This window comes from Oceanicola granulosus HTCC2516, assembly GCF_000153305.1.
GTDB classification, from domain to species: Bacteria; Pseudomonadota; Alphaproteobacteria; order Rhodobacterales; family Rhodobacteraceae; genus Oceanicola; species Oceanicola granulosus.
Map to the genome: position 1 here is coordinate 1,041,083 of NZ_CH724107.1, position 20,254 is coordinate 1,061,336.

At 71.4% G+C, this 20,254-nt stretch carries 20 protein-coding genes; 12 read left to right on the forward strand and 8 right to left on the reverse strand.

Going from position 1 to position 20,254, the window contains the following annotated elements:
* The first annotated feature begins 23 nt into the window (after positions 1-23).
* From OG2516_RS04905 to OG2516_RS04920, 4 genes are all read left to right on the forward strand, one after another.
* Complete coding sequence (locus OG2516_RS04905) at positions 24-869, forward strand: sulfotransferase domain-containing protein (RefSeq protein WP_007254520.1); 846 nt, start codon at positions 24-26, stop codon at positions 867-869.
* Between the two features lie 71 nt (positions 870-940).
* On the forward strand, positions 941-2,023 hold the full coding sequence (locus OG2516_RS04910) for a Gfo/Idh/MocA family protein (RefSeq protein ID WP_007254521.1): 1,083 nt from the start codon (positions 941-943) through the stop codon (positions 2,021-2,023).
* Positions 2,024-2,330: 307 nt separating this feature from the next.
* Complete coding sequence (locus OG2516_RS04915; RefSeq protein WP_040615511.1) at positions 2,331-4,205, forward strand: ABC transporter ATP-binding protein; 1,875 nt, start codon at positions 2,331-2,333, stop codon at positions 4,203-4,205.
* Complete coding sequence (locus OG2516_RS04920; RefSeq protein ID WP_007254523.1) at positions 4,202-6,076, forward strand: ABC transporter ATP-binding protein; 1,875 nt, start codon at positions 4,202-4,204, stop codon at positions 6,074-6,076. The genes OG2516_RS04915 and OG2516_RS04920 overlap by 4 nt, the downstream gene beginning before the upstream one ends.
* Before the next feature lie 2 nt (positions 6,077-6,078).
* Here OG2516_RS04920 and OG2516_RS04925 read toward each other — a convergent pair whose 3' ends face one another.
* Complete coding sequence (locus tag OG2516_RS04925) at positions 6,079-6,489, reverse strand: SRPBCC domain-containing protein (RefSeq protein ID WP_007254524.1); 411 nt, start codon at positions 6,487-6,489, stop codon at positions 6,079-6,081.
* 5 nt (positions 6,490-6,494) lie between these two features.
* Positions 6,495-6,836, reverse strand: a complete 342-nt coding sequence (locus OG2516_RS04930) for an ArsR/SmtB family transcription factor (RefSeq protein ID WP_007254525.1) — start codon at positions 6,834-6,836, stop codon at positions 6,495-6,497.
* A gap of 137 nt (positions 6,837-6,973) precedes the next feature.
* Between OG2516_RS04930 and OG2516_RS04935 the strand changes: the two genes are divergently transcribed.
* The gene (locus OG2516_RS04935; RefSeq protein WP_007254526.1) at positions 6,974-7,603 is read left to right on the forward strand and encodes an ATP-dependent Clp protease proteolytic subunit; all 630 of its coding nucleotides are present in this window, start codon (positions 6,974-6,976) and stop codon (positions 7,601-7,603) included.
* Between the two features lie 107 nt (positions 7,604-7,710).
* Positions 7,711-8,979 carry an ATP-dependent Clp protease ATP-binding subunit ClpX gene (clpX, locus tag OG2516_RS04940; protein WP_007254527.1) on the forward strand — a complete coding sequence of 423 codons (1,269 nt, stop codon included), beginning with the start codon at positions 7,711-7,713 and terminating at the stop codon, positions 8,977-8,979.
* Positions 8,980-8,999: 20 nt separating this feature from the next.
* On the opposite strand, the gene OG2516_RS04945 is transcribed toward clpX, so the two are convergent.
* On the reverse strand, positions 9,000-10,352 hold the full coding sequence (locus tag OG2516_RS04945; RefSeq protein WP_007254528.1) for an enoyl-CoA hydratase/isomerase family protein: 1,353 nt from the start codon (positions 10,350-10,352) through the stop codon (positions 9,000-9,002).
* A gap of 176 nt (positions 10,353-10,528) precedes the next feature.
* Between OG2516_RS04945 and OG2516_RS04950 the strand changes: the two genes are divergently transcribed.
* Positions 10,529-10,960, forward strand: a complete 432-nt coding sequence (locus OG2516_RS04950; protein WP_007254529.1) for a protein tyrosine phosphatase family protein — start codon at positions 10,529-10,531, stop codon at positions 10,958-10,960.
* Positions 10,961-10,964: 4 nt separating this feature from the next.
* On the opposite strand, the gene OG2516_RS04955 is transcribed toward OG2516_RS04950, so the two are convergent.
* The 5 genes from OG2516_RS04955 to OG2516_RS04975 form a co-directional block, all read right to left on the reverse strand.
* Positions 10,965-12,134, reverse strand: coding sequence for a FliM/FliN family flagellar motor C-terminal domain-containing protein (locus OG2516_RS04955; protein ID WP_050769113.1), 1,170 nt, complete (start codon positions 12,132-12,134; stop codon positions 10,965-10,967).
* A 65-nt stretch (positions 12,135-12,199) separates the two neighbouring features.
* Positions 12,200-14,881, reverse strand: coding sequence for an ATP-binding protein (locus OG2516_RS04960; RefSeq protein WP_007254531.1), 2,682 nt, complete (start codon positions 14,879-14,881; stop codon positions 12,200-12,202).
* Entirely contained in the window at positions 14,881-15,141 is a 261-nt protein-coding gene (locus OG2516_RS04965; protein ID WP_007254532.1) for a hypothetical protein, read from the reverse strand. The genes OG2516_RS04960 and OG2516_RS04965 overlap by 1 nt, the downstream gene beginning before the upstream one ends.
* Positions 15,138-15,506, reverse strand: a complete 369-nt coding sequence (locus tag OG2516_RS04970; protein WP_007254533.1) for a response regulator transcription factor — start codon at positions 15,504-15,506, stop codon at positions 15,138-15,140. Before OG2516_RS04970 ends, OG2516_RS04965 begins: the two co-directional genes overlap by 4 nt.
* Before the next feature lie 181 nt (positions 15,507-15,687).
* Entirely contained in the window at positions 15,688-16,446 is a 759-nt protein-coding gene (locus OG2516_RS04975) for a MipA/OmpV family protein (RefSeq protein WP_040615521.1), read from the reverse strand.
* 115 nt (positions 16,447-16,561) lie between these two features.
* On the opposite strand from OG2516_RS04975, the gene rlmJ reads away from it, so the two are divergent.
* The 5 genes from rlmJ to OG2516_RS05000 form a co-directional block, all read left to right on the forward strand.
* On the forward strand, positions 16,562-17,350 hold the full coding sequence (gene rlmJ / locus OG2516_RS04980; RefSeq protein WP_007254535.1) for a 23S rRNA (adenine(2030)-N(6))-methyltransferase RlmJ: 789 nt from the start codon (positions 16,562-16,564) through the stop codon (positions 17,348-17,350).
* A 6-nt stretch (positions 17,351-17,356) separates the two neighbouring features.
* Positions 17,357-17,800 (forward strand): tellurite resistance TerB family protein, encoded by a 444-nt coding sequence (locus OG2516_RS04985; RefSeq protein ID WP_007254536.1) that lies wholly within the window; start codon positions 17,357-17,359, stop codon positions 17,798-17,800.
* Positions 17,797-18,558 carry a phosphate/phosphite/phosphonate ABC transporter substrate-binding protein gene (locus tag OG2516_RS04990; protein ID WP_007254537.1) on the forward strand — a complete coding sequence of 254 codons (762 nt, stop codon included), beginning with the start codon at positions 17,797-17,799 and terminating at the stop codon, positions 18,556-18,558. The genes OG2516_RS04985 and OG2516_RS04990 overlap by 4 nt, the downstream gene beginning before the upstream one ends.
* Before the next feature lie 198 nt (positions 18,559-18,756).
* A complete protein-coding gene (locus tag OG2516_RS04995; RefSeq protein ID WP_007254538.1) occupies positions 18,757-19,533 on the forward strand; it encodes an ABC transporter ATP-binding protein in 777 nt (258 codons plus the stop codon).
* A gap of 77 nt (positions 19,534-19,610) precedes the next feature.
* Positions 19,611-20,254 (forward strand): transporter substrate-binding domain-containing protein (locus OG2516_RS05000; protein ID WP_007254540.1); only part of this gene is annotated, 644 nt, incomplete at its 3' end.

Genomic DNA, 20,254 nt, shown 5'->3' on the forward strand with positions numbered 1-20,254 from the left:
ACCAGACAAGAGGCGCGCGCTCCATGACCCTGTACCTCCACATCGGACTTCCCAAGACCGCCACCTCGTTCTGGCAGGCCGTCGTCTTCCCGCACGTCGAGGACCTCGTTCTCGTGCACCGCAAGCAGGAGGTCGCGAACGGGATCATCGAGCCGCTCAAGATCTACTGCCACGACGGCGACCAGAACAACGGCGAGCGGCTCGGCCGGCTCGTCACCAACATCGGCCAGCTGCGCGACCGGGCCCGCGCCGAGGGCATCGACGACATGCTCATCACGAACGAGAACATGTCGATGATGCCGCTCGACATCTGGGAGGGCACCGGCCCCGGGCCGGAGCTGGTCATCGAGCGGCTGCAGGCGCTGGTGCGCGCGCTCGGCAGCCCCGAGACGAAGGTGATGTTCGGCACTCGCACGCCCGAAGAGTGGCTGCCCTCCCGCTACGCCGAGACGGCGAAGCTTCGCGAGGATTTCAGCCAGGAGGATTTCGAGCGCCGCGTCGAGGCGATGTGCAATTCCTCTGAGCTCTCCGAGCAGGAGAGCTGGCTGCACTACGACCACGTCGCCCGCCTGCTGCGCGCCGCCTTCGGGGCCGGCAACGTGCTGGTGATGCCCATGGAGCGCCTCTCCGAGGACAACGAGGCGGCGATCCTCGAGGTCGGCCGCTTCCTCGGCGGGCGCGACCTGACGCCGGCGATCGCGAAGATGCGCGAGGCCGGCTCGCTCGAGCGCAAGCGCAACCGCCTGCGCCGCGACGATGGGTCGTGGAAGATGAAGGGCCACACGGCGCGAATCGCCATCGACGACGCGCTCAGCGCCCGCGTCCGCGCCCGCTTTGCCGACCCGACGGGCGCCGAAGCCGCCGGCTGAGCGGCCGGCGCTGTTCCCTTGCGCGCTCCGCCCGCTATGGTCAGAGCGGTCAGCAAGGGAGTGAGACCAGCATGAGTGACCCCGTCCGTATCCTCGTCGTCGGGCTCGGCAACATGGGCGCGTCCCATGCCTCGGCCTACCACCGCAACGAGGGCTTCGAGATCGTCGGCCTCTGCGCCCGCTCGATCCGCCAGAAGCCGGTCCCCTCCGAGCTGAACGCCTACCCGCTGTTCGACGACTACGAGGCAGCCCTGGCCGAGACCCGCCCCGACGCGGTTTCGATCAACACCTGGCCCGACACCCACGCCGCCTACGCGATCCGCGCCATGGAGGCCGGCGCGCACGTCTTCATGGAAAAGCCCATCGCCACCAGCAACCGCGACGCCGCCGCCGTCGTCGCCAAGGCGCGCGAGACGGAGCGCAAGCTGGTGCTCGGCTACATCCTGCGGGTCCACCCGTCGTGGATGCGCTTCATCGAGCTCGGGCGCGGCATGGGCAAGCCGCTGGTGATGCGCCTCAACCTCAACCAGCAGAGCTCGGGCGCCGCCTGGGAGGGGCATCGGCGGCTGATGGAGAGCCTGACGCCGATCGTGGATTGCGGCGTGCACTACGTCGACGTCATGTGCCAGCTCACCGGCGCGAAGCCGGTGCGGGTCCACGGCATCGGCGCGCCGCTCTGGGAGGCGACGGAGCGCGACAATTACGGCCACCTGCACGTCACCTTCGACGACGGCTCCGTCGGCTGGTACGAGGCGGGCTGGGGCCCGATGATGTCGGAGACGGCCTACTTCGTGAAGGACGTGATCGGCCCGCGCGGCTCGGTCAGCCTGGTGCCCGACGACACCCCCCGCAGCGCCGCCTCGCAGCTGTCGAGCAGCGCCGACATCGACAAGCACACCCGCACCGACGCGATCCGGGTGCATTATGCCGAGGTCGACGAGGCGCATGAATTCGTGCGCGAAGACGAGGTCCTGTCGATGGAGGACGAGCCGGGCCACCAGGAGCTGTGCGACCGCGAGCAGGCCTTCTTCCTGCGCGCGATCCGCGAAGACCTCGACCTGACCGACTCGATGGAGGCCGCCGTCAATTCCCTGCGCATCGTCCTGGCCGCCGAGGAGAGCATCGCCACCGAACAGGCCGTCCGCCTCGACTAGGTTCGATCAGTGCAGGTCGCGGCCGCCCCAGGCGCCGCGCCTCCCTTCATCTGGCCGGAAATATGCAAACTCCGCCGGCGGCCGCACAAACTACTCGCCGGGTCTCTATTGTCCGGCCGTCGCCTGAATGGCCAACCCGCCGCACCCGACTTCGGTTTTCCCTATCCCGAGCATAGGCCGGACCGCTGCCCCCGGAGGCAGCCGCGGCCTTGTGGTCCCAAACCGCGGGCGATAGATCCCTTGCATGCGCGCCGCCCGGCCGAACCGGGGCTGCCTCGTGCGCGCGCTCCAGGACGGCACATTTCCGATGACCCAGACAACCGACGTCACCGCCGGCGAGGCCGGCGACCCTTCGCAACGACTGTTCCGCCGCACCGCCGGCACGGACCCGGGCCAGGGCTTCAGCGCGCTGGTGCGCATCACCCGCATGACGCTGGGCTATCCCGGCCGCGTTGCCGTCGCGCTGGTCTCGACGCTGTTCGCCGTCGCCGCGCAGCTGTCGATCCCGGTGCTGTTCGGCCGCGCCGTCGACGAGACGCTGATCCTCGCCGGCGACGACGCCGCCGGCCGGGCCTCGCTCGTCGCCATCGCGCTGACGCTGTTCGCGGTGAGCGTCGCGCGCGGGCTGTTCACCATGGCGCAGAACTACACCGCCGAATCCGTCGGGCACGCGCTCGCTCACGACCTGCGCCTCGCCGTCTACGACAAGATCCAGCGCCTGCCCTTCTCGTTCCACGACCGCACCCATTCGGGCGACCTCATCACCGTGGGGATGCTCGATCTGGAGGGCGTGCGCATGTACTTCTCGACCGCGCTCGTACGCACGGTGCTGCTGACGCTGCTGATCGGGATCGGCGCCTGGATGCTGATCACGACCGACCCGCTGCTGGGCCTGCTGGCGCTGTCGTTCGTGCCGTTCGCGGCGTGGCGCTCCTCGGCGATGCAGCTGACCCTGCGGCGGACCTGGCTGGTGCTGCAGGAGCGGCTGGCGATCCTGAGCCGGGTGATGGAGGAGAACCTCGCCGGCATCCGCGTGGTGCGCGCCTTCGCCTCGTCGCGCCACGAGCTCGGCAAGTTCGACGCCGCCTCCGCCGAGGCGCTGGCGCTGTCGCACGACCGGGTGAGCATCCGGGTGAAGAACACCTCGGCGATGACGCTGGCCTTCTTCGCGGCAATGGGTCTCGTGCTCTGGGTCGGCGGGCGGCAGGTGGCGGCGGGGGAGATCACCGTGGGCACGCTGGCGACGTTCCTGACCTTCATGACCATCCTGCAGATGCCGGTGCGCCAGCTCGGGCTGATGGTCAACGCCTACGCCCGCGCCTCGACCTGCGGCGCGCGGCTGTTCGCGCTGCTCGACATGCCCGTCGAGGTCGACGACAAGCCCGGCGCGCGCGATCTCGAGGTGACGGAAGGGACGCTGCGGCTCGACAACGTGTCGTTCGCCTACGCCGGCAGCGACGGGCGTACCGCCGTCACCGATGTCAGCCTCACCGCCCGGCGCGGCGAGACGATCGGCATCGTCGGCCCGCCCGGCTCGGGCAAGACGACGCTGATGCACCTGATCCCGCGCTACTACGACGCCACCTCCGGCTCGATCAGCATCGACGGGCAGGACATCCGCGACGTCACCCTGTCGTCGCTGCGCCACGCGGTGGCGGTGGTGCAGCAGGACAGCTTCCTGTTCACCACGACCATCGAGAACAACATCGCCTACGGCGACCCCTACGCCCGCGACCGCCGGATCCGGGGCGTCAGCGAGAGCGCGCAGCTGCACGATTACGTGCTCGGCCTGCCGCGCGGCTACGAGACGGTGGTCGGCGAGCGCGGCGTGTCGCTGTCGGGCGGGCAGCGCCAGCGGCTGTCGATCGCGCGCACGCTGATGCTCGAGCCGGCGGTGCTGATCTTCGACGATTCGACCGCCGCCATCGACGCCGGCACCGAGAGCCGCATCCGCTCCGCCCTGCGCGGCTACGCCGCCGACCGGGTGACGCTGATCGTGGCGCACCGGCTCAACAGCCTGATGCACGCCGACCGGATCCTGTTCCTCGAGGAGGGCCGGGTCGTCGAGCAGGGCACCCACGAGGAGCTGCTCGCGCTCGGCGGCCGCTACAAGGCGCTGCACGACCTGCAGATGCGCCCCGAGGGCGACGTGCTCGACGAGATGGAAGAGGCCGCGACATGACCATGAACACCGCCGAAGTGCGCGACCCCCACGACGACGGCCGCCCGCGGATGCGCGCGGTGGTCGGCTCGCACCGGATCGAGGAGGAGATGTTCGGCCGGGTCTTCGACGGCAAGGTCGTCAGCCGGATCTGGGAGTTCGTGCGGCCCTACAAGCGACGCGTCGCGCTCGCCGTCGCCGCGGTGCTGACCTTCACCGCGACGCAGCTGTCGATCCCGCTCATCGTGCGCTACGCGATCGACCACGGCATGGCCCCCGGCGGCGTCGACGGCGGCGTGCTGGCGGGGATCATCGCGGTATTCGCGGTGGTGATCGCGATCAACTACGCCGCGAGCTGGGTGCAGGAGGCGGTGACCGGACGGATGGCCGAGAACGTGCTGTTCGACATCCGCCGCAAGATGTTCTCGCATCTCCAGAAGGTGTCGCTGTCGTTCATGGACAAGACCGAGGTCGGCCGGCTCATGAGCCGGCTCCAGGGCGACGTGAACTCGATGCAGGAGTTCCTCGAAACGTCGGTGCTCTCGGTGGGCGACATCATGCTGCTGGTCGGCATCGTCGCGGTGATGCTGTGGCTCGACTGGCAGCTCGGGCTGCTGGTTCTGACGGTGCTGCCGATCCTGCTCGTCGTCCGGGTGCTCTGGATCAAGCGCGCCCGCGCCGCCTTCCTCGCCGCCCACGAGGCCAACTCGGTCACCAACGGCGCGCTCGCCGAGGCGATCCACGGGGTGCGCGCGGTGCAGGGAATGGACCGCGCCGGGCTCAACCAGAAGCTCTACGGCGAGCTCGTCGACCGCAACTACCGCGCCCACCTGCGCGCCTCGCGGATGGCGCAGATCATGGTGCCCATCGTCGACACCCTGACCGGCATCGCCATGGCGCTGGTCATCGTGGTCGGCGGCTCGATGGTCGTCTCGACGCGCATCGACGTGGGCGTGATGGTCGCGTTCCTGTTCTACATCCAGCGTTTCTTCGATCCGATCCGCTCGCTGACGATGCAATATTCGGTGATGCAGCGCGCGATGGCCTCGGGCCACCGGCTGACCGAGGTGCTCGACGTGGCCGTCGACGTCGAGGACAAGCCCGGAGCCGTGCCGCTGACGCCCGAGGATGATGCCGGCGTCGAGTTCCAGGACGTCACCTTCGGCTACAATCCCGAGCACCCGATCCTGAAGAACGTCAGCTTCAAGGTGAAGTCCGGCGAGACCGTCGCCCTCGTCGGGCCCACCGGCTCGGGCAAGTCGTCGGCGATGGCGCTGGTACACCGTTTCTACGATGTCCAGCAGGGCGCGGTGCTGGTCGGCGGGCGCGACGTGCGCGACGTGACGCAGGAGAGCCTCGGCCGGCACATCGCGATGGTGCTGCAAGAGCCCTACCTGTTCACCGGCACGGTGATGGAGAACATCCGCTACTCGACCCACTGGGCCAGCGACGACGCGGTGCGCGAGGCCGCCGAGGCGGTCGGCGCGCACGACTTCATCGAGCGGCTGCCGCAGGGCTACGACACCGTCCTCGACGAGCGCGGCGGCAACCTCAGCCTCGGCCAGCGCCAGCTGCTCAGCTTCGCCCGCGCGCTGGTGGCCGACGCCCGCATCCTCGTGCTCGACGAGGCCACGGCCAACATCGACAGCTACACCGAGATGCTGATCCAGAAGGCGCTGCAACGGCTGCTCGAGGGGCGCACGGGCCTCGTCATCGCCCACCGGCTCGCGACGATCCGCAACGCCGACCGGATCATCGTGCTCCAGCAGGGCGAGAAGATCGAGGAGGGCAGCCACGACGCGCTGATGCGCAAGGACGGGCTCTACGCGAAGCTCTATTCGCTCAACTACGCGTCGTTCGACGACATCCCCGCCGAGCTGACGGGCACCTGACCTCAGGCGGCGGCAAGCGCCGGGCCGCAGGTCTCGTTGGCCGCGCGCCGGGTGAAGCCGCCGTGGGTCAGATCGACGCGGGTGCCCTCCGGGACCGGGGCGAACAGCACCAGCAGGCGCGTCGGCGCGGCGGCGGAGTCCTCGTCATCGCCGAGGCGCCAGTCGACGCCGAGGGCACGGCCCTCGTCCCAGCGAGTGATCTCGCCCCAGACCGCGCGGCGCCCGTCGGCGGTGGTCTCGACGATGCGCCCGCCCTCCCCCGGCTCGACCTCGAGCGCCGCCGGACGCGCGCCCTGCCCGGCCGAGCGCGAGTGCCGCTCCACCGGCCACCAGCTCGCCAGCCCTTCGGTGAACAGCCGGAACGCCTCGGCGGGCGGCAGCGGCACGGTGAGGCTCTTGGTGATCGGCTGCATGACGGCTACTCCCTCGCTTTCGCTTCGGCTTTTTCGTCCGCCGCGCGCGCGAAAGCCGCCAGCGCGTCGTCCCACAACGTATCTAGGTAGCGCCGCAGGCTTTCGACACCCTCGGGCGCGAGGGAATAGTAGCGGCGGTTGCCGCGCGCGGTGGCGCGGGCGAGGCCGGCGTCGGTCAGCACCTTGAGATGCTGCGACACCGCCGGCCGCGACACCGGCAGGCCGCCCGCGAGCACCCCCACCGGCTGCGGCCCGGCGCGCAGCGCCTCCACGATGGCGCGGCGGGTCGGATCGGCGAGCGCGGCGAAGATGTCGGGCGCGGCGGGGGTTGAAGGTCGGTCAGTCACGACTTACCGTTAGACACGGCTTACGATTCGAGTCAAGCGCCCCGCCCGGCGCCATTCGCTTGAAGCCCCTTCGCGGCCCCACTAAGACTCCGTGAAGCTTTTCGACGTACAAGACGCACAAAGAGGCAGGCCGCGCGATGCATGACCCGATCGAAACGTACATGAACCTCGTTCCCATGGTCGTCGAACAGACGTCCCGCGGCGAACGCGCCTACGACATCTTCTCGCGCCTGCTCAAGGAGCGGATCATCTTCCTCAACGGGCCCGTCCACGACGGCATGGCCTCGCTCATCGTGGCGCAGCTCATCCACCTCGAGGCGGAGAATCCGAAGAAAGAGATCTCGATGTACATCAACAGCCCCGGCGGTGTCGTCACCTCCGGCCTGTCGATCTACGACACGATGCAGTACATCAAGCCGCCCGTCTCCACCCTCGTCATCGGCCAGGCCGCGTCGATGGGCTCGCTGCTGCTCGCCGGCGGCGAGAAGGGCATGCGCCTGTCGCTGCCCAACAGCCGCATCATGGTCCACCAGCCCTCCGGCGGCTACCAGGGCCAGGCGACCGACATCATGATCCACGCCGAGGAGACGCTGAAGCTCAAGCGCCGCCTCAACGAGATCTACGTCAAGCACACCGGCCAGACCCTCAAGAAGGTCGAAGCCGCCCTCGAGCGCGACAACTTCATGTCGCCCGAGGAGGCCAAGGACTGGGGCCTGATCGACGAAATCTTCGAAAACCGTGCCGGCGCACCGGGCGCCGGGGCATAGAAACCGCGTAACAAAACCGCGACGAATTTCGCGTTGTAGCGCCTTTCGGGCTGTCCTAGGGTACCTCCAAGGGCAGTCCGCACGGCAATCCGTAAGGGAATTTCACCATGGCGAACGCGTCAGGCAGCGACAGCAAGAACACGCTCTATTGCAGTTTTTGCGGCAAGAGCCAGCACGAGGTCCGCAAGCTGATCGCCGGTCCGACCGTGTTCATCTGCGATGAATGCGTCGAATTGTGCATGGACATCATCCGCGAGGAGACGAAAACCTCCGGCCTCAAATCGTCCGACGGCGTCCCCACCCCGCGCGAGATCTGCGAGGTGCTCGACGACTACGTCATCGGCCAGATGCATGCCAAGCGCGTGCTCTCCGTCGCGGTGCACAACCACTACAAGCGCCTCAATCACGCCGACAAGTCGGACATCGAGCTGGCCAAGTCCAACATCCTGCTGATCGGCCCCACCGGCTGCGGCAAGACGCTGCTGGCGCAGACGCTCGCGCGCATCCTCGACGTGCCCTTCACCATGGCCGACGCGACCACCCTCACCGAGGCCGGCTACGTGGGCGAGGATGTCGAGAACATCATCCTCAAGCTGCTCCAGGCCAGCGAGTACAACGTCGAGCGCGCCCAGCGCGGCATCGTCTACATCGACGAGGTCGATAAGATTACCCGCAAGTCCGACAACCCCTCGATCACCCGCGACGTCTCGGGCGAGGGCGTGCAGCAGGCGCTGCTGAAGATCATGGAAGGCACTGTCGCCTCCGTGCCGCCGCAGGGCGGGCGCAAGCATCCGCAGCAGGAATTCCTGCAGGTCGACACCACCAACATCCTGTTCATCTGCGGCGGCGCCTTCGCCGGGCTGGACAAGATCATCGCCCAGCGCGGCAAGGGCTCGGCCATGGGCTTCGGCGCCGACGTTCGCGATGTCGAGGAGCGGGGCGTGGGCGAGGTGTTCAAGTCGCTCGAGCCGGAAGACCTGCTGAAGTTCGGCCTGATCCCCGAATTCGTCGGCCGCCTGCCGGTCATCGCGACGCTCGAGGACCTCGACGAGGAGGCCCTGGTCACGATCCTGACCCAGCCCAAGAACGCGCTGGTCAAGCAGTACCAGCGGCTGTTCGACCTCGAGGACACCAAGCTGACCTTCACCGACGACGCCATGAAGGCCATCGCCAAACGCGCCATCGAGCGCAAGACCGGCGCCCGCGGCCTGCGCTCGATCATGGAAGACATCCTGCTCGACACGATGTTCGACCTGCCGGGCATGGACAGCGTCAACGAGGTGGTCGTCAACGAGGAGGCCGTCGGCCCCGACGCCACGCCGCTGATGATCTACGCCGACGACAAGAAGGACCCGGCGGCCGCCAGCGCCGGCTGATCCAGGGGGCCGGGCGCCGCTCAGGCGGCGCTCGGCACCACGACCACCTGGTCGAACCCGCCGGCGAACTTGATCGCCTGCACCAGGAGCCGCGGCGGCGCCCAGATCGCGCTGTCCTCGGCCCACGTCTCCATCTGCCGCTTGAGCTTCAGCAGACCCATTGTCTGGGCCGCGCGCATCGGGCCGCCGTGCCAGCGCGGGAAGCCGAGGCCGTGGACCGCGAGCACGTCGACGTCGCTGGCGCGGTCGACGAGCCGGTCCTCCACCAGCCGCCCGCCCTCCGCCATCAGCGCCGCGATCAGCCGGCGCAGGATCATCTCGTCGTCCGGGCCCGCCGTGGCGGCGACGGGGGCCTCGGGGCGCTGCGAGAAGCCGTAGACCGTCATCGCGTTGCCGATCTCGTCGGCGCCGTGGCCCTGCGCGGCGAGCGCCTGCACCGCGCCGCCGAGCACGTGGCGCAGCCGCGCGAGCACTTCGGTTCCGGCAGGCTCGCTGATCGTGCGCCGCCCGGTCGTCGAGGACAGCAGCCGCGCCGGAACGCGGCGCTCGGCGAGGTAGAGGTGGCGCAGGGCGACATGCTGTGAGTCGGCGAGGCAGTCCTGGCGCGCCGCCTCCTCGAAGGCGAGGCCGCTGTCGAACGGCAGCAGCAGCGCCGCCTCGACGCAATCGACGATGCGCCCGGCGGCGTGGATGCGGTGCCCGGCGAGCGCCTCGCGCCGCGCGGCGATGGCGGCGAAGTAGCCGGCGCTGTCGGCGAGCCTGTCGCGCCGGGTGCGGACCGGCTGCCATTCGCGCGCCCCGGCGCCGAGGGCGCGGGCGAGCGTGTGGGCGCCGGTCGCGAGGTGGCCGACGACGACGCCGTCGACCAGCCCCGCCTCGCGCGCCGCATGGCCGGAGAGGACGCGTGGCTCGAGCAGCATGTCGAGCGCCAGCGCGGCGCCGACGAGGCGCGGCAGCCGCTGGGTCGCGCCCGCGCCGGGGACGAGGCCAAGGCTGATCTCGGGCAGGCTCAGGCGCGCGTCGGGCTCCATCAGCCGGACGTGGGCCGCGAGCGCGAGCTCGGCGCCGGAGCCGATGGTGGTGCCGTGGAGCGCGGCGACGACGGGCTTGGGGCCGTCCTCGATGCGTCGGCAGAGCGCGGCGACGCCGGGCACGTCTGGGGCGGTGTCGAGCTCGCGCAGGTCGCTCCCCGCCGAGAGCCCGTTGCCCTCGCCCGACAGCACGATCGCGGTGACCTCCGGGTCGGCCTCGGCCTGCGAGAGCGCCGCGGCGAGGTCGGCGCGCAGCTCGGGGCGGAGCGGGTTCGTCGGCGGCTGCGCCAGCGCGATATGCGCGACACCCTCCGTGATCCGGATCTTGACCGAATTGCCCATCCCTGCCCCCTTGGCCGTCGTCCCGCGCCCATTCTGTCGCCTCGGGGCGCGCCGGGGCAAGCGGGGCTGGGCGAAACGGGGGAACCTGTTGCACCGGGAGCGGTTGCATCGGGCCGTGCCCCGTCTATTCTGCGCCGCGAGACCGATCTAGCGCGGGCGGGCGACAGGAGGACAGGATGGACTACACGCAGATAACGGACTCCTACGCCGTGAGCGGCCAGATCACCCCCGACGACATCGCCGACCTCAAGGCGCGCGGCTTTACGACGATCATCTGCAACCGCCCCGACGAGGAAGTCGCCGACGAGGTGCGTGCCGAGCCGGTGCGCAGGGCGGCCGAGGCGGCGGGGCTGAAGTTCGCGGAGATCCCGTTCTCGCACGCCGCCTTCTCCTTCGACCTCGTCGACCTGCAGGCGCAGGCGATGAAGGCGGACGACGGCAAGGTCTTCGCCTATTGCGCGACGGGCAACCGCTGCACGATCCTCTGGGGCCTCGTGCAGGCCAAGGACGGCACGCGCGACACCGACGACATCATCGCCACCGCCGCCCGGCAGGGCTACGACCTCAACCGCATCCGCCCGCAGCTCGAGTCGCTCGCGGGCAGCTGATCCGTCAGGGCATCCCTTCCCCCTCCTCGCCGGTGGGCGCGTAGGCCCGCGCGCCCGGATCCTCGTCCCAATGCGGCTGCGCCTCCGGCCCGTCGGTTGGCCACGACGCGGCCTCCTGCGCCCATTGCTCCGCCTCCGCCTCCGTCTGCGCCGGTGCCGGCCCCGGCTCCTGCCATTGCTCGGCGGCCCCGGGCGCGGGCCATGGGTCTTCCCCCGGCCCCTCCCCGACCTGCGGCCACGCCTCGGCGCCGGCCTCCGGCTGTGTCCGGTCGTCGGCCCCGGCTGGCGGCAGCGCGGGGCTGCGCTCGGTCAGCTCGGGGCGCGGCGGGGGGCCGAGGCGGATCGCCTTGAGCCCGGCCGACTGGCCGAGGCGGGCATGGCCGACGAGCGCCCGCTCCGCCCCTTCGAGCCGCACCGAGGCGACCGTCACGCCCTCGAGCGGCAGCACCTGCCCCGGCGCCAGCGCCTCGGCCCGCTCGAGCGGCAGCTCGAAGCGGTGCAGCACCGCGCGCAGCTCGGCCGGAGCCGCCTGCACCGCCCTGGCGAACTGTCCGGACCAGTCCGACGCGGTGGGCGCGGGCGCCTCCCGGGCCGGGAGCGCGACCAGCAGCCGCCCCTCGCGCGTGCCGGCGCCGAGATCGACCGTCAGCGCGACGAGCCGATAGCCCGCTTCCGCCAGCGACAGCCCCGCGCCCCGCGCCCCGTCGAGCCGGCCGGCCGTGGCGACGCCCTCGCCCCATCCGGCGAGGGCGGTGGGCGCGGCGGCGGCGAGGAGCTCCTCGAGGAAGGCGTCGACCACCGGACGCGTCAGCGCCGCGTCGGCGACGGAGACGGGCCGCTCGGGCGCGGGCTCGGGCGAGACGGCCCCCGTCGTCTGGCACTCCACGAGCGCGCTGCGCAGCTCGGGATCGAGCGCCGCCAGCCCCGAGACGCCCTCCGCCCCCGCCAGCGCGAGCACGAGATCGTCCGTGCCGAGCCGGGCGACGACCTCGTCGAGCACCAGCGCGGCCTCGCTCACCGCGACCACCGCGACCTGCGCGCCCGCCACCCGCTCGACCGCGCGCGCGAACGCCAGCCGCAGCGCACGCGCCGGGGTGACGACGCCGGACGCCGCCGCCTCGCCACCGACGCGCGCCTTGCGGGCGAGCACCGATCTGTCGTCCTCAGCCTGCATCCTGGCCCCGTCCGCTCTCTGACTCGCGGCGAGAGTAGCGCACCACCCTTACGGTAAAGCTAACGTCACTCCGCGGCGAGCGCCTCGCGGGCCGGCAGCGTCACGCGGAACGCCGCGCCGCCGCGGCCCGGCTGATAGCCGATCGCGCCGCCGAGCCGCGCCATGATCTCGCGGCAGATCGCGAGCCCCAGCCCCGCGCCGCCCGCCGTGCCCTGGTCGGTCAGGCGCGAGAACTTCTCGAAGATCAGCTCCGTGTCCTCGGGCGCGATGCCAGAGCCGTTGTCGATGAAGTCGACGGCGGTGCGCCCGCCCACCTCCAGCACCTCGATGCGCAGCTCCGGGCGCGGGGCGGCACAGTACTTGCCGACATTGGCGATCAGGTTGATGAACACCTGCGCGAGCCGGTCGAGATCGGTCTCCAGCGCCACGGCCGCCTCGCGCGCGCGGTTGCGCCGGACGGCGAGGCCCTCGGCCCCGGCGGCGGCGATGGCGCGGTCGAGCAGGTCGGAGAGCCGCCCCTCCTGCCGGTTCAGCGTCACCTGCCCGTTCTCCAGCACCGCGAGGTCGAGCAGGTCGTCGAGCAGCCGGGTCAGGCGCAGCGCCTCGTCGTGGATGATCCCGGCATAGCGCGCCTGCCCCTCCGGGCCGATCCCGCCGTCGCGCAGCAGCTCGGAGAACGAGCGGATCGACGTCATCGGCGTGCGCAGCTCGTGGCTGATCTGGGAGAGGAAGGCGTCCTTCTGGATCGACAGCGCCGTCAGCTTGGCGTTGGCCTCGCGCAGGGCGCGGGCGGTGCGCTCCTGCTCGCGGCTCTTTTCCTCGAGACGAGCGGAGTATTCCATGATCTGCGCCGCCTCGTCGGCGACCGCGATCAGGTCCTCGACGGAGACCGACGCGCCCTCGGTGATCTGCCCGATCATCGCGTGCGCCGTCGCCGCGCCGACCGAGCCGGAGAGCTCGCGCTCGAGCGCCTCCACGAAGGCGGGCGTCACGTCGGGCAGGTAGCCCTCCTTGCCCTGCCGCCGCGCGGCGCGCTGGAACAGCGCCTGCGCCTCGCTCGCGCCGATGATGCGCTGCGACATCACCAGCAGGTCCTCCGCCCCTGCCGAGCGCGTCGACCAGGCGCGCGGGCCGGGGGAGTGTTCGAAGACGTTGACGAACTGCGCCCCCTGCAGCCGCTCGAGCGGGGTCGGGAAGGTGAGGATGGAGGCGAGGAAGAACACCGCGCCGTTGAGCAGCAGGGACCACAGGATCGCGTGCACCACCGGGTCGAGCGTCGTCAGCCCGAGCAGTCCGTAGGGGCGCAGCCAGCCGATGCCGAAGGGGCCCTGCGCCATGAGCGTGGCGCTCATCAGGTTGCCCTCGCCGAAGCTTGGCAGGAACAGCGTCCACGCCCAGACGGCGAAGCCGGTGAGCAGCCCCGCCGCCGCGCCCCAGCGGGTCGCGCCGCGCCAGAAGATGCCGCCGATCAGCGCCGGCAGCACCTGCACCAGCCCGGTGAAGGAGATCAGCCCGATCGCCGCCAGCGCCGCGCCGCCGCCCGACAGGCGGAAGTAGAGGTAGCCCAGCGCCAGCACGCCGAGGATCGACAGCCGCCGCGCCATCACGACCACCCGGCGCACGTCGCCCGACACCATCGCGCCGTCCGAGCGCGCCGACAGCCACGCGGGGACGACGATGTGGTTGGAGACCATGGTGGCCAGCGCGATGGTGGCGACGATGACCATCGAGGTCGCCGAGGACAGCCCGCCGAGGAAGGACAGCATCGCCAGCCCCTCGCGCCGCTCCGCCAGCGGCAGGGTCAGCACGAAAAGATCGGGGTTGGCGCCCGCCGGCAGCCGGTCGAGCCCGACGACGGCGATCGGCACCACGAACAGGCTCATCGCGAACAGGTAGAGCGGGAAGGCCCAGGAGGCGGTGCCGAGGTGGCGCTCGTCGCTGTTCTCCACCACCAGCACCTGGAACATCCGCGGCAGGCAGATGATCGCGGCCGCCGACACGAAGGTCAACGCCACCCAGCGGCTGCCCGAGGGCTTCCACGCGGCGATGGGGGAGGCGTCGATCAGCGCCAGCGTCTCGCGCACGCCGCCGGCGAGGCCCCAGACGACGAAGATGCCGACCGCGAGCAGCGCGCAGAGCTTGACGACGGCCTCGACGGCGATGGCGATGACGATGCCGTGGTGGCGCTCGTTGGCGTCGAGGTTGCGGGTGCCGAACAGGATGGTGAAGATCGCCAGCCCCGCGGCGACCCACAGCCCCGCCACGGTCAGCTCCGTGCCCTGCCACTCGCGGCCCGCGGCCTCGGCGAAGACCGAGAAGGAGAAGGTGACCGATTGCAGCTGGAGCGCGATGTAGGGCGTCGTGCCGACCACCGCGAGCAGGGTCACGATCACCCCGAGCGCCGTCGACTTGCCGAAGCGCGAGGAGATCAGGTCGGCGATCGAGGTGATCCGGTGGGTGCGCCCGATCCGCACCAGCTTGCGCAGCACCCACCACCAGCCGACCATCACCAGCGTAGGGCCGAGGTAGATCGTCAGGTACTCCAGCCCCGAGCGCGCGGCGTAGCCGACCGCGCCGTAGAAGGTCCAGGCTGTGCAGTAGATCGACAGCGACAGGGTGTAGATCGTCGACGAGCGCATCCACGCGTCGCGGCCCTGCTCGGCACGGCGTTCGGCGGCGAAGGCGATCAGGAACAGGAACGCCACGTAGGCCAGCGCGACGGCGACGAGCAGGTTGAACGACACCATCAGTCGGCGCCGTCGCGCGGCGGGCTCTCGTCGGCGAGCCGGCGCGACAGCAGCGCGGCGACGGCCACCAGGAGCGCCCAGAGGACGAACAGGTAGATCAGCACGCCCCCGGTGCGCGCGGCCGGGTCGGCGCCGCGCAGCAGGGGCAGCAGGATGAGGACGGCGCCGAAGAGCGGCAGCATCCGCGCCAGGTCGCGCAGGCGGCGGCGGCCGTAGGTCTCGCGCGCCAGGAACACCGGCCCCCGCGGCGCGCCGCTCATGGCCCCGCCAGCGCCCGCACCCGCTCGAGCACCTCGGCGTTGGAGAAGGGCTTGGTCATGAAGTGGTCGACCCCGAGCCGCTCGGCGAGCTCGCGGTCCTTGGCCTGCCCGCGCGCGGTGAGCATCAGCACCGGCAGGTGGCGCAGCTGCGGGCTGTGGCGCACGTCCTGCAGGATGTCGTAGCCGCTGCGCCCGGGCAGCATCACGTCGAGGATCACGACGTCGGGCGGGTAGGCCGCGAGCCGCTCGAGCGCGGTGGTCCCGTCGGCGTGGGTGTGGACCGTCCACCCGTCGCGCGACAGGATGAAGCAGATCGCCTCGATGATGTTGGGCTCGTCCTCGATGAGGAGAACACGCTTCGCCATCCCCTCCTCCCCAGGATCCGGACTGCCGGGCGTTTATGTCCGCATTGGTGCGGGGGAGTCAAAAGAATGCGGATGGGGGCGGACGATGGGGGGGGTGGCGGCGCAGGAGGGGGGGCCGGGCTGAAGCCCGGCCTACGGGGCGCCGTATCGTAGGCCGGGCTTCAGCCCGGCACGCGCGCCCCTAGAATCCGAGGCTGATGTTGCGCGTGACGCCGATGCGCAGGGACAGCTGTTCGTCGGAGCCTTGCTCGACGATCGGGCTGTCGGCGGCGGAGCCGACGAACCGGTCGTAGCGCACCGCGCCGTCGACGCCCCAATCCTGATTGATGTCGTAGGTCATGCCCAGCTCGACACCTGCGGAGACCGGCCCGCCGTCGGCCTCGTAGGCGGCGAGGGTGCCCGAGGCGGCGGACTCGGCGGCGCTCACCCCGAAGTAGGTGTCGGAATATTGCTCGCTGCCGAACAGCATCCGCGGCCCGACGCTCATCGTCAGCCCGCCGAGCGGGCGGAACACCGCGTCGGCGCCCACCTCCGCGACGAGCGACTCGTGGCCGATCACGCCGTAGCGCACGTCGGCGAAGGCCTCGAAGGCGGAGGAGGTGTAGCCGAGCCCGGCGCCGAGCTCGAGGCTGGCGTCGACGTCGTCGAGGCCGGCGAGCTCGCCGTACTCGTCGGCGCTGCGCTCGGGGATGTAGCGGAACGAGCCGCGCATGCCGAGGCCGTAGCCCGGCGCGCCGCCGCCGAAGTCGCGGCCCATGAGCGAGACCTGCAGGTTGCTCACCGCCAGGTCGGGCCCGTAGCTCAGTTCGTCGGAGCCGAAATACCCCGGCTTCGCCGCCACGCCGCCGCGCAGGGTGAAGGACAGACCCGTCTGGGCGGCCGCGCTCGTGGAGGTCAGCAGGGCCAGCGCCGTCGCGGCGGTCAGGAGGGGTCGAATCATGTGGTCGTCCAGCATTGGGGGTGCGGTCACCGGACGCTAGCCCGGGGGCCGCGCCCGGCCAATCGATTCGCCGCCCGCGCTTGTCTTCTTCTCGCGGGCGCGGCAGAGCTGCATCATGCTCTCCTACCAGCACGCCTACCACGCCGGGAACATGGCCGATGTGCACAAGCACGCGGTCCTCGCCACGGCGCTCGCCTACATGACGGCCAAGCCCAAGCCGATCACCTACATCGAGACCCACGCCGGCCGCGGCCTCTACCGGCTCGACGGGGCCGAGGCGGCGAAGACCGGCGAGGCGGCGCAGGGCATCGCGCGCCGGGAGGCGGACTTCCCGCCCGGCCACCCCTACCGCGACTGCCTCGACGCGGTGCGCGCGGCGCATGGCGCGACGGCCTACCCCGGCTCGCCGCTGATCGCCGAGACGCTGCTGCGGGTGGGCGACGTGCTGCACCTCGCCGAACTGCACCCCCGGGAGCACGCGGCGCTCGACGCGCTGCTCGGGCGGCGCGCGCGGGTCCACCGGCGCGACGGGGCGGAGCTGGCGCTGTCGCTCTGCCCGCCCGACCCGCGCCGGGGACTGATGCTGATCGATCCGTCGTGGGAGGTGAAGGACGAGTGGGCCGAGATGCCCCGGCTGCTCGCGCGGCTGCACCGGGTCTGGCCGGTGGGCGTGCTGATGCTGTGGTACCCGCGTCTCGTGAGCGGCGCGCACCTTTCGATGGTGCGCGACGTGCGCGCCCGGCTGCCCGAGGCGCGGCTGCACGAGATCGGCTTCCCCCCCGCGCGGCCCGGGCACGGGATGATCGGTTCGGGGCTGGTGCTGGTCAATCCGCCCTGGGGCGTCGAGGACGAGCTCGCGCGGCTCTCGGCGCTCTTTCCAACCAGCGCCTCCGGCCCTAGTTAAAGCGCCATGTTCGCAGACCTCCTCAAGCGGCTGACCGCCGCCGAGCCCGACCCGCTCCCCGACACCGATGCCCGGCTGGCGCTGACGGCGCTCCTGGTGCGGCTGGCCAAGTCCGACGGCGACTACGACAGCGCCGAGATCTCGCGCATCGACCGCATCCTGAGCGCGCGCTACGCGCTCAACCCGGTCGAGGCGGCGCAGCTGCGCGCCGAGGCCGAGCGGCTCGAGCGCGAGGCGCCCGACACGGTGCGCTTCACCCGCGCCATCAAGGACGCCGTGGCCTACGATCAGCGCGAGGCGGTGATCGAGGCGCTCTGGGAGGTGGTGCTCGCCGACGGGGTGCGCGACGAGGAGGAGGACGCGCTGATCCGGATGGTCGCGCCGCTGCTCGGCGTCTCCGACCCCGAGAGCGCCATGGCCCGCCAGCGCGTCGAGGCGCGCCAGAAGTGACCGCCGAGCCGCGCGCGGCGCTGCCGATGTACGCGCGGCCCGAGACGGCCGAGGCCGAGGCGCGGCTCTGGGCGCTGATGCGCGCAGCGCTGCCCGACCTGCCGGCCCGTCTCGGCACCCCGGATGACCTGGTCGCCCATTGGCGCGCGCCCGACCTCGTCCTGTCGCAGACCTGCGGCCTGCCCTACCGGACGTTGCTGCACGACAGGGTGCAGCTCGTCGGCACTCCCGACTACGCCCTCCCCGACTGCCCGCCCGGCCACTATCGCTCCGTCCTCGTGATGCGCCCCGACGCCGCCACGCGGGACCCGGAGGCCTGGGCGCGGGCACGCTTCGCCACGAACTCGCGCGGCTCGCACTCGGGCTGGGCCGCGCCGGTGACGCACCTCGCGACGCACGGCCTCGCCTTCGCCGACGTGCTCGAGACCGGGGGCCATGTCGCGTCGCTCCGGGCGGTCGCCCGCGGCGACGCCGCCCTGGCCGCCATCGACGCCCAGAGCTGGCGCCTCGCCCGGCGATGGGAGCCCGCGGCGGCGGGGCTGGTCGAGGTCGGGCGGACCGCGCCGACACCGGGGCTGCCGCTCATCACCGGCCCGGCGGGCGACGCGGCGGCGCTCGCGGCGGCCTACGCGGCAGCGGTCGGGGATCTCGGCGCGGCGGCGCGGGAGCGGCTGGGGCTGGCGGGGCTGGTGGCGATCCCGGCGGAGGCGTACCTGGCGGTGCCGACGCCGGAGTCGGTGCGGGCCTCGGAGGTCTAGCGGCGATCGCTCGGGGGTCGCGGGGCGCCAGGGGCCCGACTTCGGGGCGGCTGGACCGGCGGGATTGCATATTTCTGGCCAGATGAAGCGGCTTGCGCGCGCGCAGGCGGGAGCCGGCGGCCCGGTAACGCAGGGGCAGTATTGATTTTTGAGCGCGGCTGCGCCCTACTTCCCGCGACGCAGGAGACAGGGCAGCGCATGAGTGACACCGCCCCGGTGATCGAGATCCGCAACCTCCACAAGAGCTACGGCTCGCTGGAGGTGCTGCGGGGGGTCGATATCACCGCGCCGGCGGGGCATGTCGTGTCGCTGATCGGCTCGTCCGGGTCGGGGAAGTCGACCCTCCTGCGCTGCGCCAACCTGCTCGAGGAGAGCCAGCAGGGCGACGTCGTCTTCTGCGGCGAGCCGGTCAAGTGGCGCGGCAGCGGGATGAACCGCCACCCGGCCGACCGCAAGCAGATGATCCGCATCCGCACGAACCTGTCGATGGTGTTCCAGCAGTTCAACCTCTGGGCCCACATGACCATCCTGCAGAACGTGATGGAGGCCCCGGTGACGGTGCTCAAGCGCGAGCGCGCGGAGGTCGAGGCGGCGGCGCGCGGGTACCTCGAGAAGGTCGGCATCGGCGACAAGGCCGACGTCTACCCCGCCCAGCTGTCGGGCGGGCAGCAGCAGCGCGCGGCGATCGCGCGGGCGCTGGCGATGGAGCCCAAGGCGCTGCTGTTCGACGAGCCGACCTCGGCGCTCGACCCCGAGCTCGAACAGGAGGTCGTGCGGGTCATCAAGGCGCTCGCCGAGGAGGGCCGCACGATGGTCCTCGTCACCCACGACATGTCCATGGCGCGCGACGTGTCCGATCACGTCGTGTTCCTGCACAAGGGCCTCATCGAGGAAGAAGGCCCGCCCGAACAGCTGTTCGGTGCTCCGCGATCCGAGAGGTTGCGGGGCTTCCTCAGCGCCGGGCAGGCCGCGTGAGCCCCCTGCTCGACCCGGCGAGCCGGGCCGAGAACCCGGCCGCCGCAACGAAAACGACCAACGGGAGACCACCCAGCATGAAGACCCTTCTCACCACAGCCGTCGCGCTCGCCCTCGCCGGCGGCGCCGCCTTCGCCGAATCGCACGCGATGGACACGGTGCGCCTCGGCACCGAGGGCGCCTACCCGCCCTACAACTTCATCGACGACGACGGCGAGGTCGCCGGCTTCGAGATCGAGCTCGGCAACGAACTCTGCGCGCGCGCCGAGCTGACCTGCGAGTGGGTGATGAACGACTGGGATTCGATCATCCCCAACCTCGTCTCGGGCAACTACGACGTCATCCTCGCCGGCATGAGCATCACCGACGAGCGCGACGAGGTGATCGACTTCACCCAGGACTACTTCCCGCCGACCGCCTCGGCCTATCTCGGCGCCTCCGAGGATGCCGACTGGCAGGGCGGCGTCGTCGCCGCGCAGACCGCGACCATCCAGGCGGCGCACGTCGCCACCGGCGACGCGGTGCTGCTCGAGTTCGCCACCCCCGAGGAGACCGTCGCCGCGGTGCGCAACGGCGAGGCCGACGCGGTGTTCGCCGACAAGGACTACCTCGTCCCGATCGCCGAGGCGTCGGGCGGCGAGCTGGTGTTCGTCGGCGACGAAGTGGCGCTGGGCGGCGGCATCGGCGCGGGCGTGCGCGAGAGCGACACCGAGCTGCGCGA

Coding starts and splice junctions, on each gene's coding strand:
- OG2516_RS04905 (WP_007254520.1), top strand. CDS start 24: ATGACCCTGTACCTCCACATCGGACTTCCCAAGACCGCCACCTCGTTC.
- OG2516_RS04910 (WP_007254521.1), top strand. CDS start 941: ATGAGTGACCCCGTCCGTATCCTCGTCGTCGGGCTCGGCAACATGGGC.
- OG2516_RS04915 (WP_040615511.1), top strand. CDS start 2,331: ATGACCCAGACAACCGACGTCACCGCCGGCGAGGCCGGCGACCCTTCG.
- OG2516_RS04920 (WP_007254523.1), top strand. CDS start 4,202: ATGACCATGAACACCGCCGAAGTGCGCGACCCCCACGACGACGGCCGC.
- OG2516_RS04925 (WP_007254524.1), bottom strand. CDS start 6,489: ATGCAGCCGATCACCAAGAGCCTCACCGTGCCGCTGCCGCCCGCCGAG.
- OG2516_RS04935 (WP_007254526.1), top strand. CDS start 6,974: ATGCATGACCCGATCGAAACGTACATGAACCTCGTTCCCATGGTCGTC.
- clpX (WP_007254527.1), top strand. CDS start 7,711: ATGGCGAACGCGTCAGGCAGCGACAGCAAGAACACGCTCTATTGCAGT.
- OG2516_RS04945 (WP_007254528.1), bottom strand. CDS start 10,352: ATGGGCAATTCGGTCAAGATCCGGATCACGGAGGGTGTCGCGCATATC.
- OG2516_RS04950 (WP_007254529.1), top strand. CDS start 10,529: ATGGACTACACGCAGATAACGGACTCCTACGCCGTGAGCGGCCAGATC.
- OG2516_RS04955 (WP_050769113.1), bottom strand. CDS start 12,134: ATGCAGGCTGAGGACGACAGATCGGTGCTCGCCCGCAAGGCGCGCGTC.
- OG2516_RS04960 (WP_007254531.1), bottom strand. CDS start 14,881: ATGGTGTCGTTCAACCTGCTCGTCGCCGTCGCGCTGGCCTACGTGGCG.
- OG2516_RS04965 (WP_007254532.1), bottom strand. CDS start 15,141: ATGAGCGGCGCGCCGCGGGGGCCGGTGTTCCTGGCGCGCGAGACCTAC.
- OG2516_RS04970 (WP_007254533.1), bottom strand. CDS start 15,506: ATGGCGAAGCGTGTTCTCCTCATCGAGGACGAGCCCAACATCATCGAG.
- OG2516_RS04975 (WP_040615521.1), bottom strand. CDS start 16,446: ATGATTCGACCCCTCCTGACCGCCGCGACGGCGCTGGCCCTGCTGACC.
- rlmJ (WP_007254535.1), top strand. CDS start 16,562: ATGCTCTCCTACCAGCACGCCTACCACGCCGGGAACATGGCCGATGTG.
- OG2516_RS04985 (WP_007254536.1), top strand. CDS start 17,357: ATGTTCGCAGACCTCCTCAAGCGGCTGACCGCCGCCGAGCCCGACCCG.
- OG2516_RS04995 (WP_007254538.1), top strand. CDS start 18,757: ATGAGTGACACCGCCCCGGTGATCGAGATCCGCAACCTCCACAAGAGC.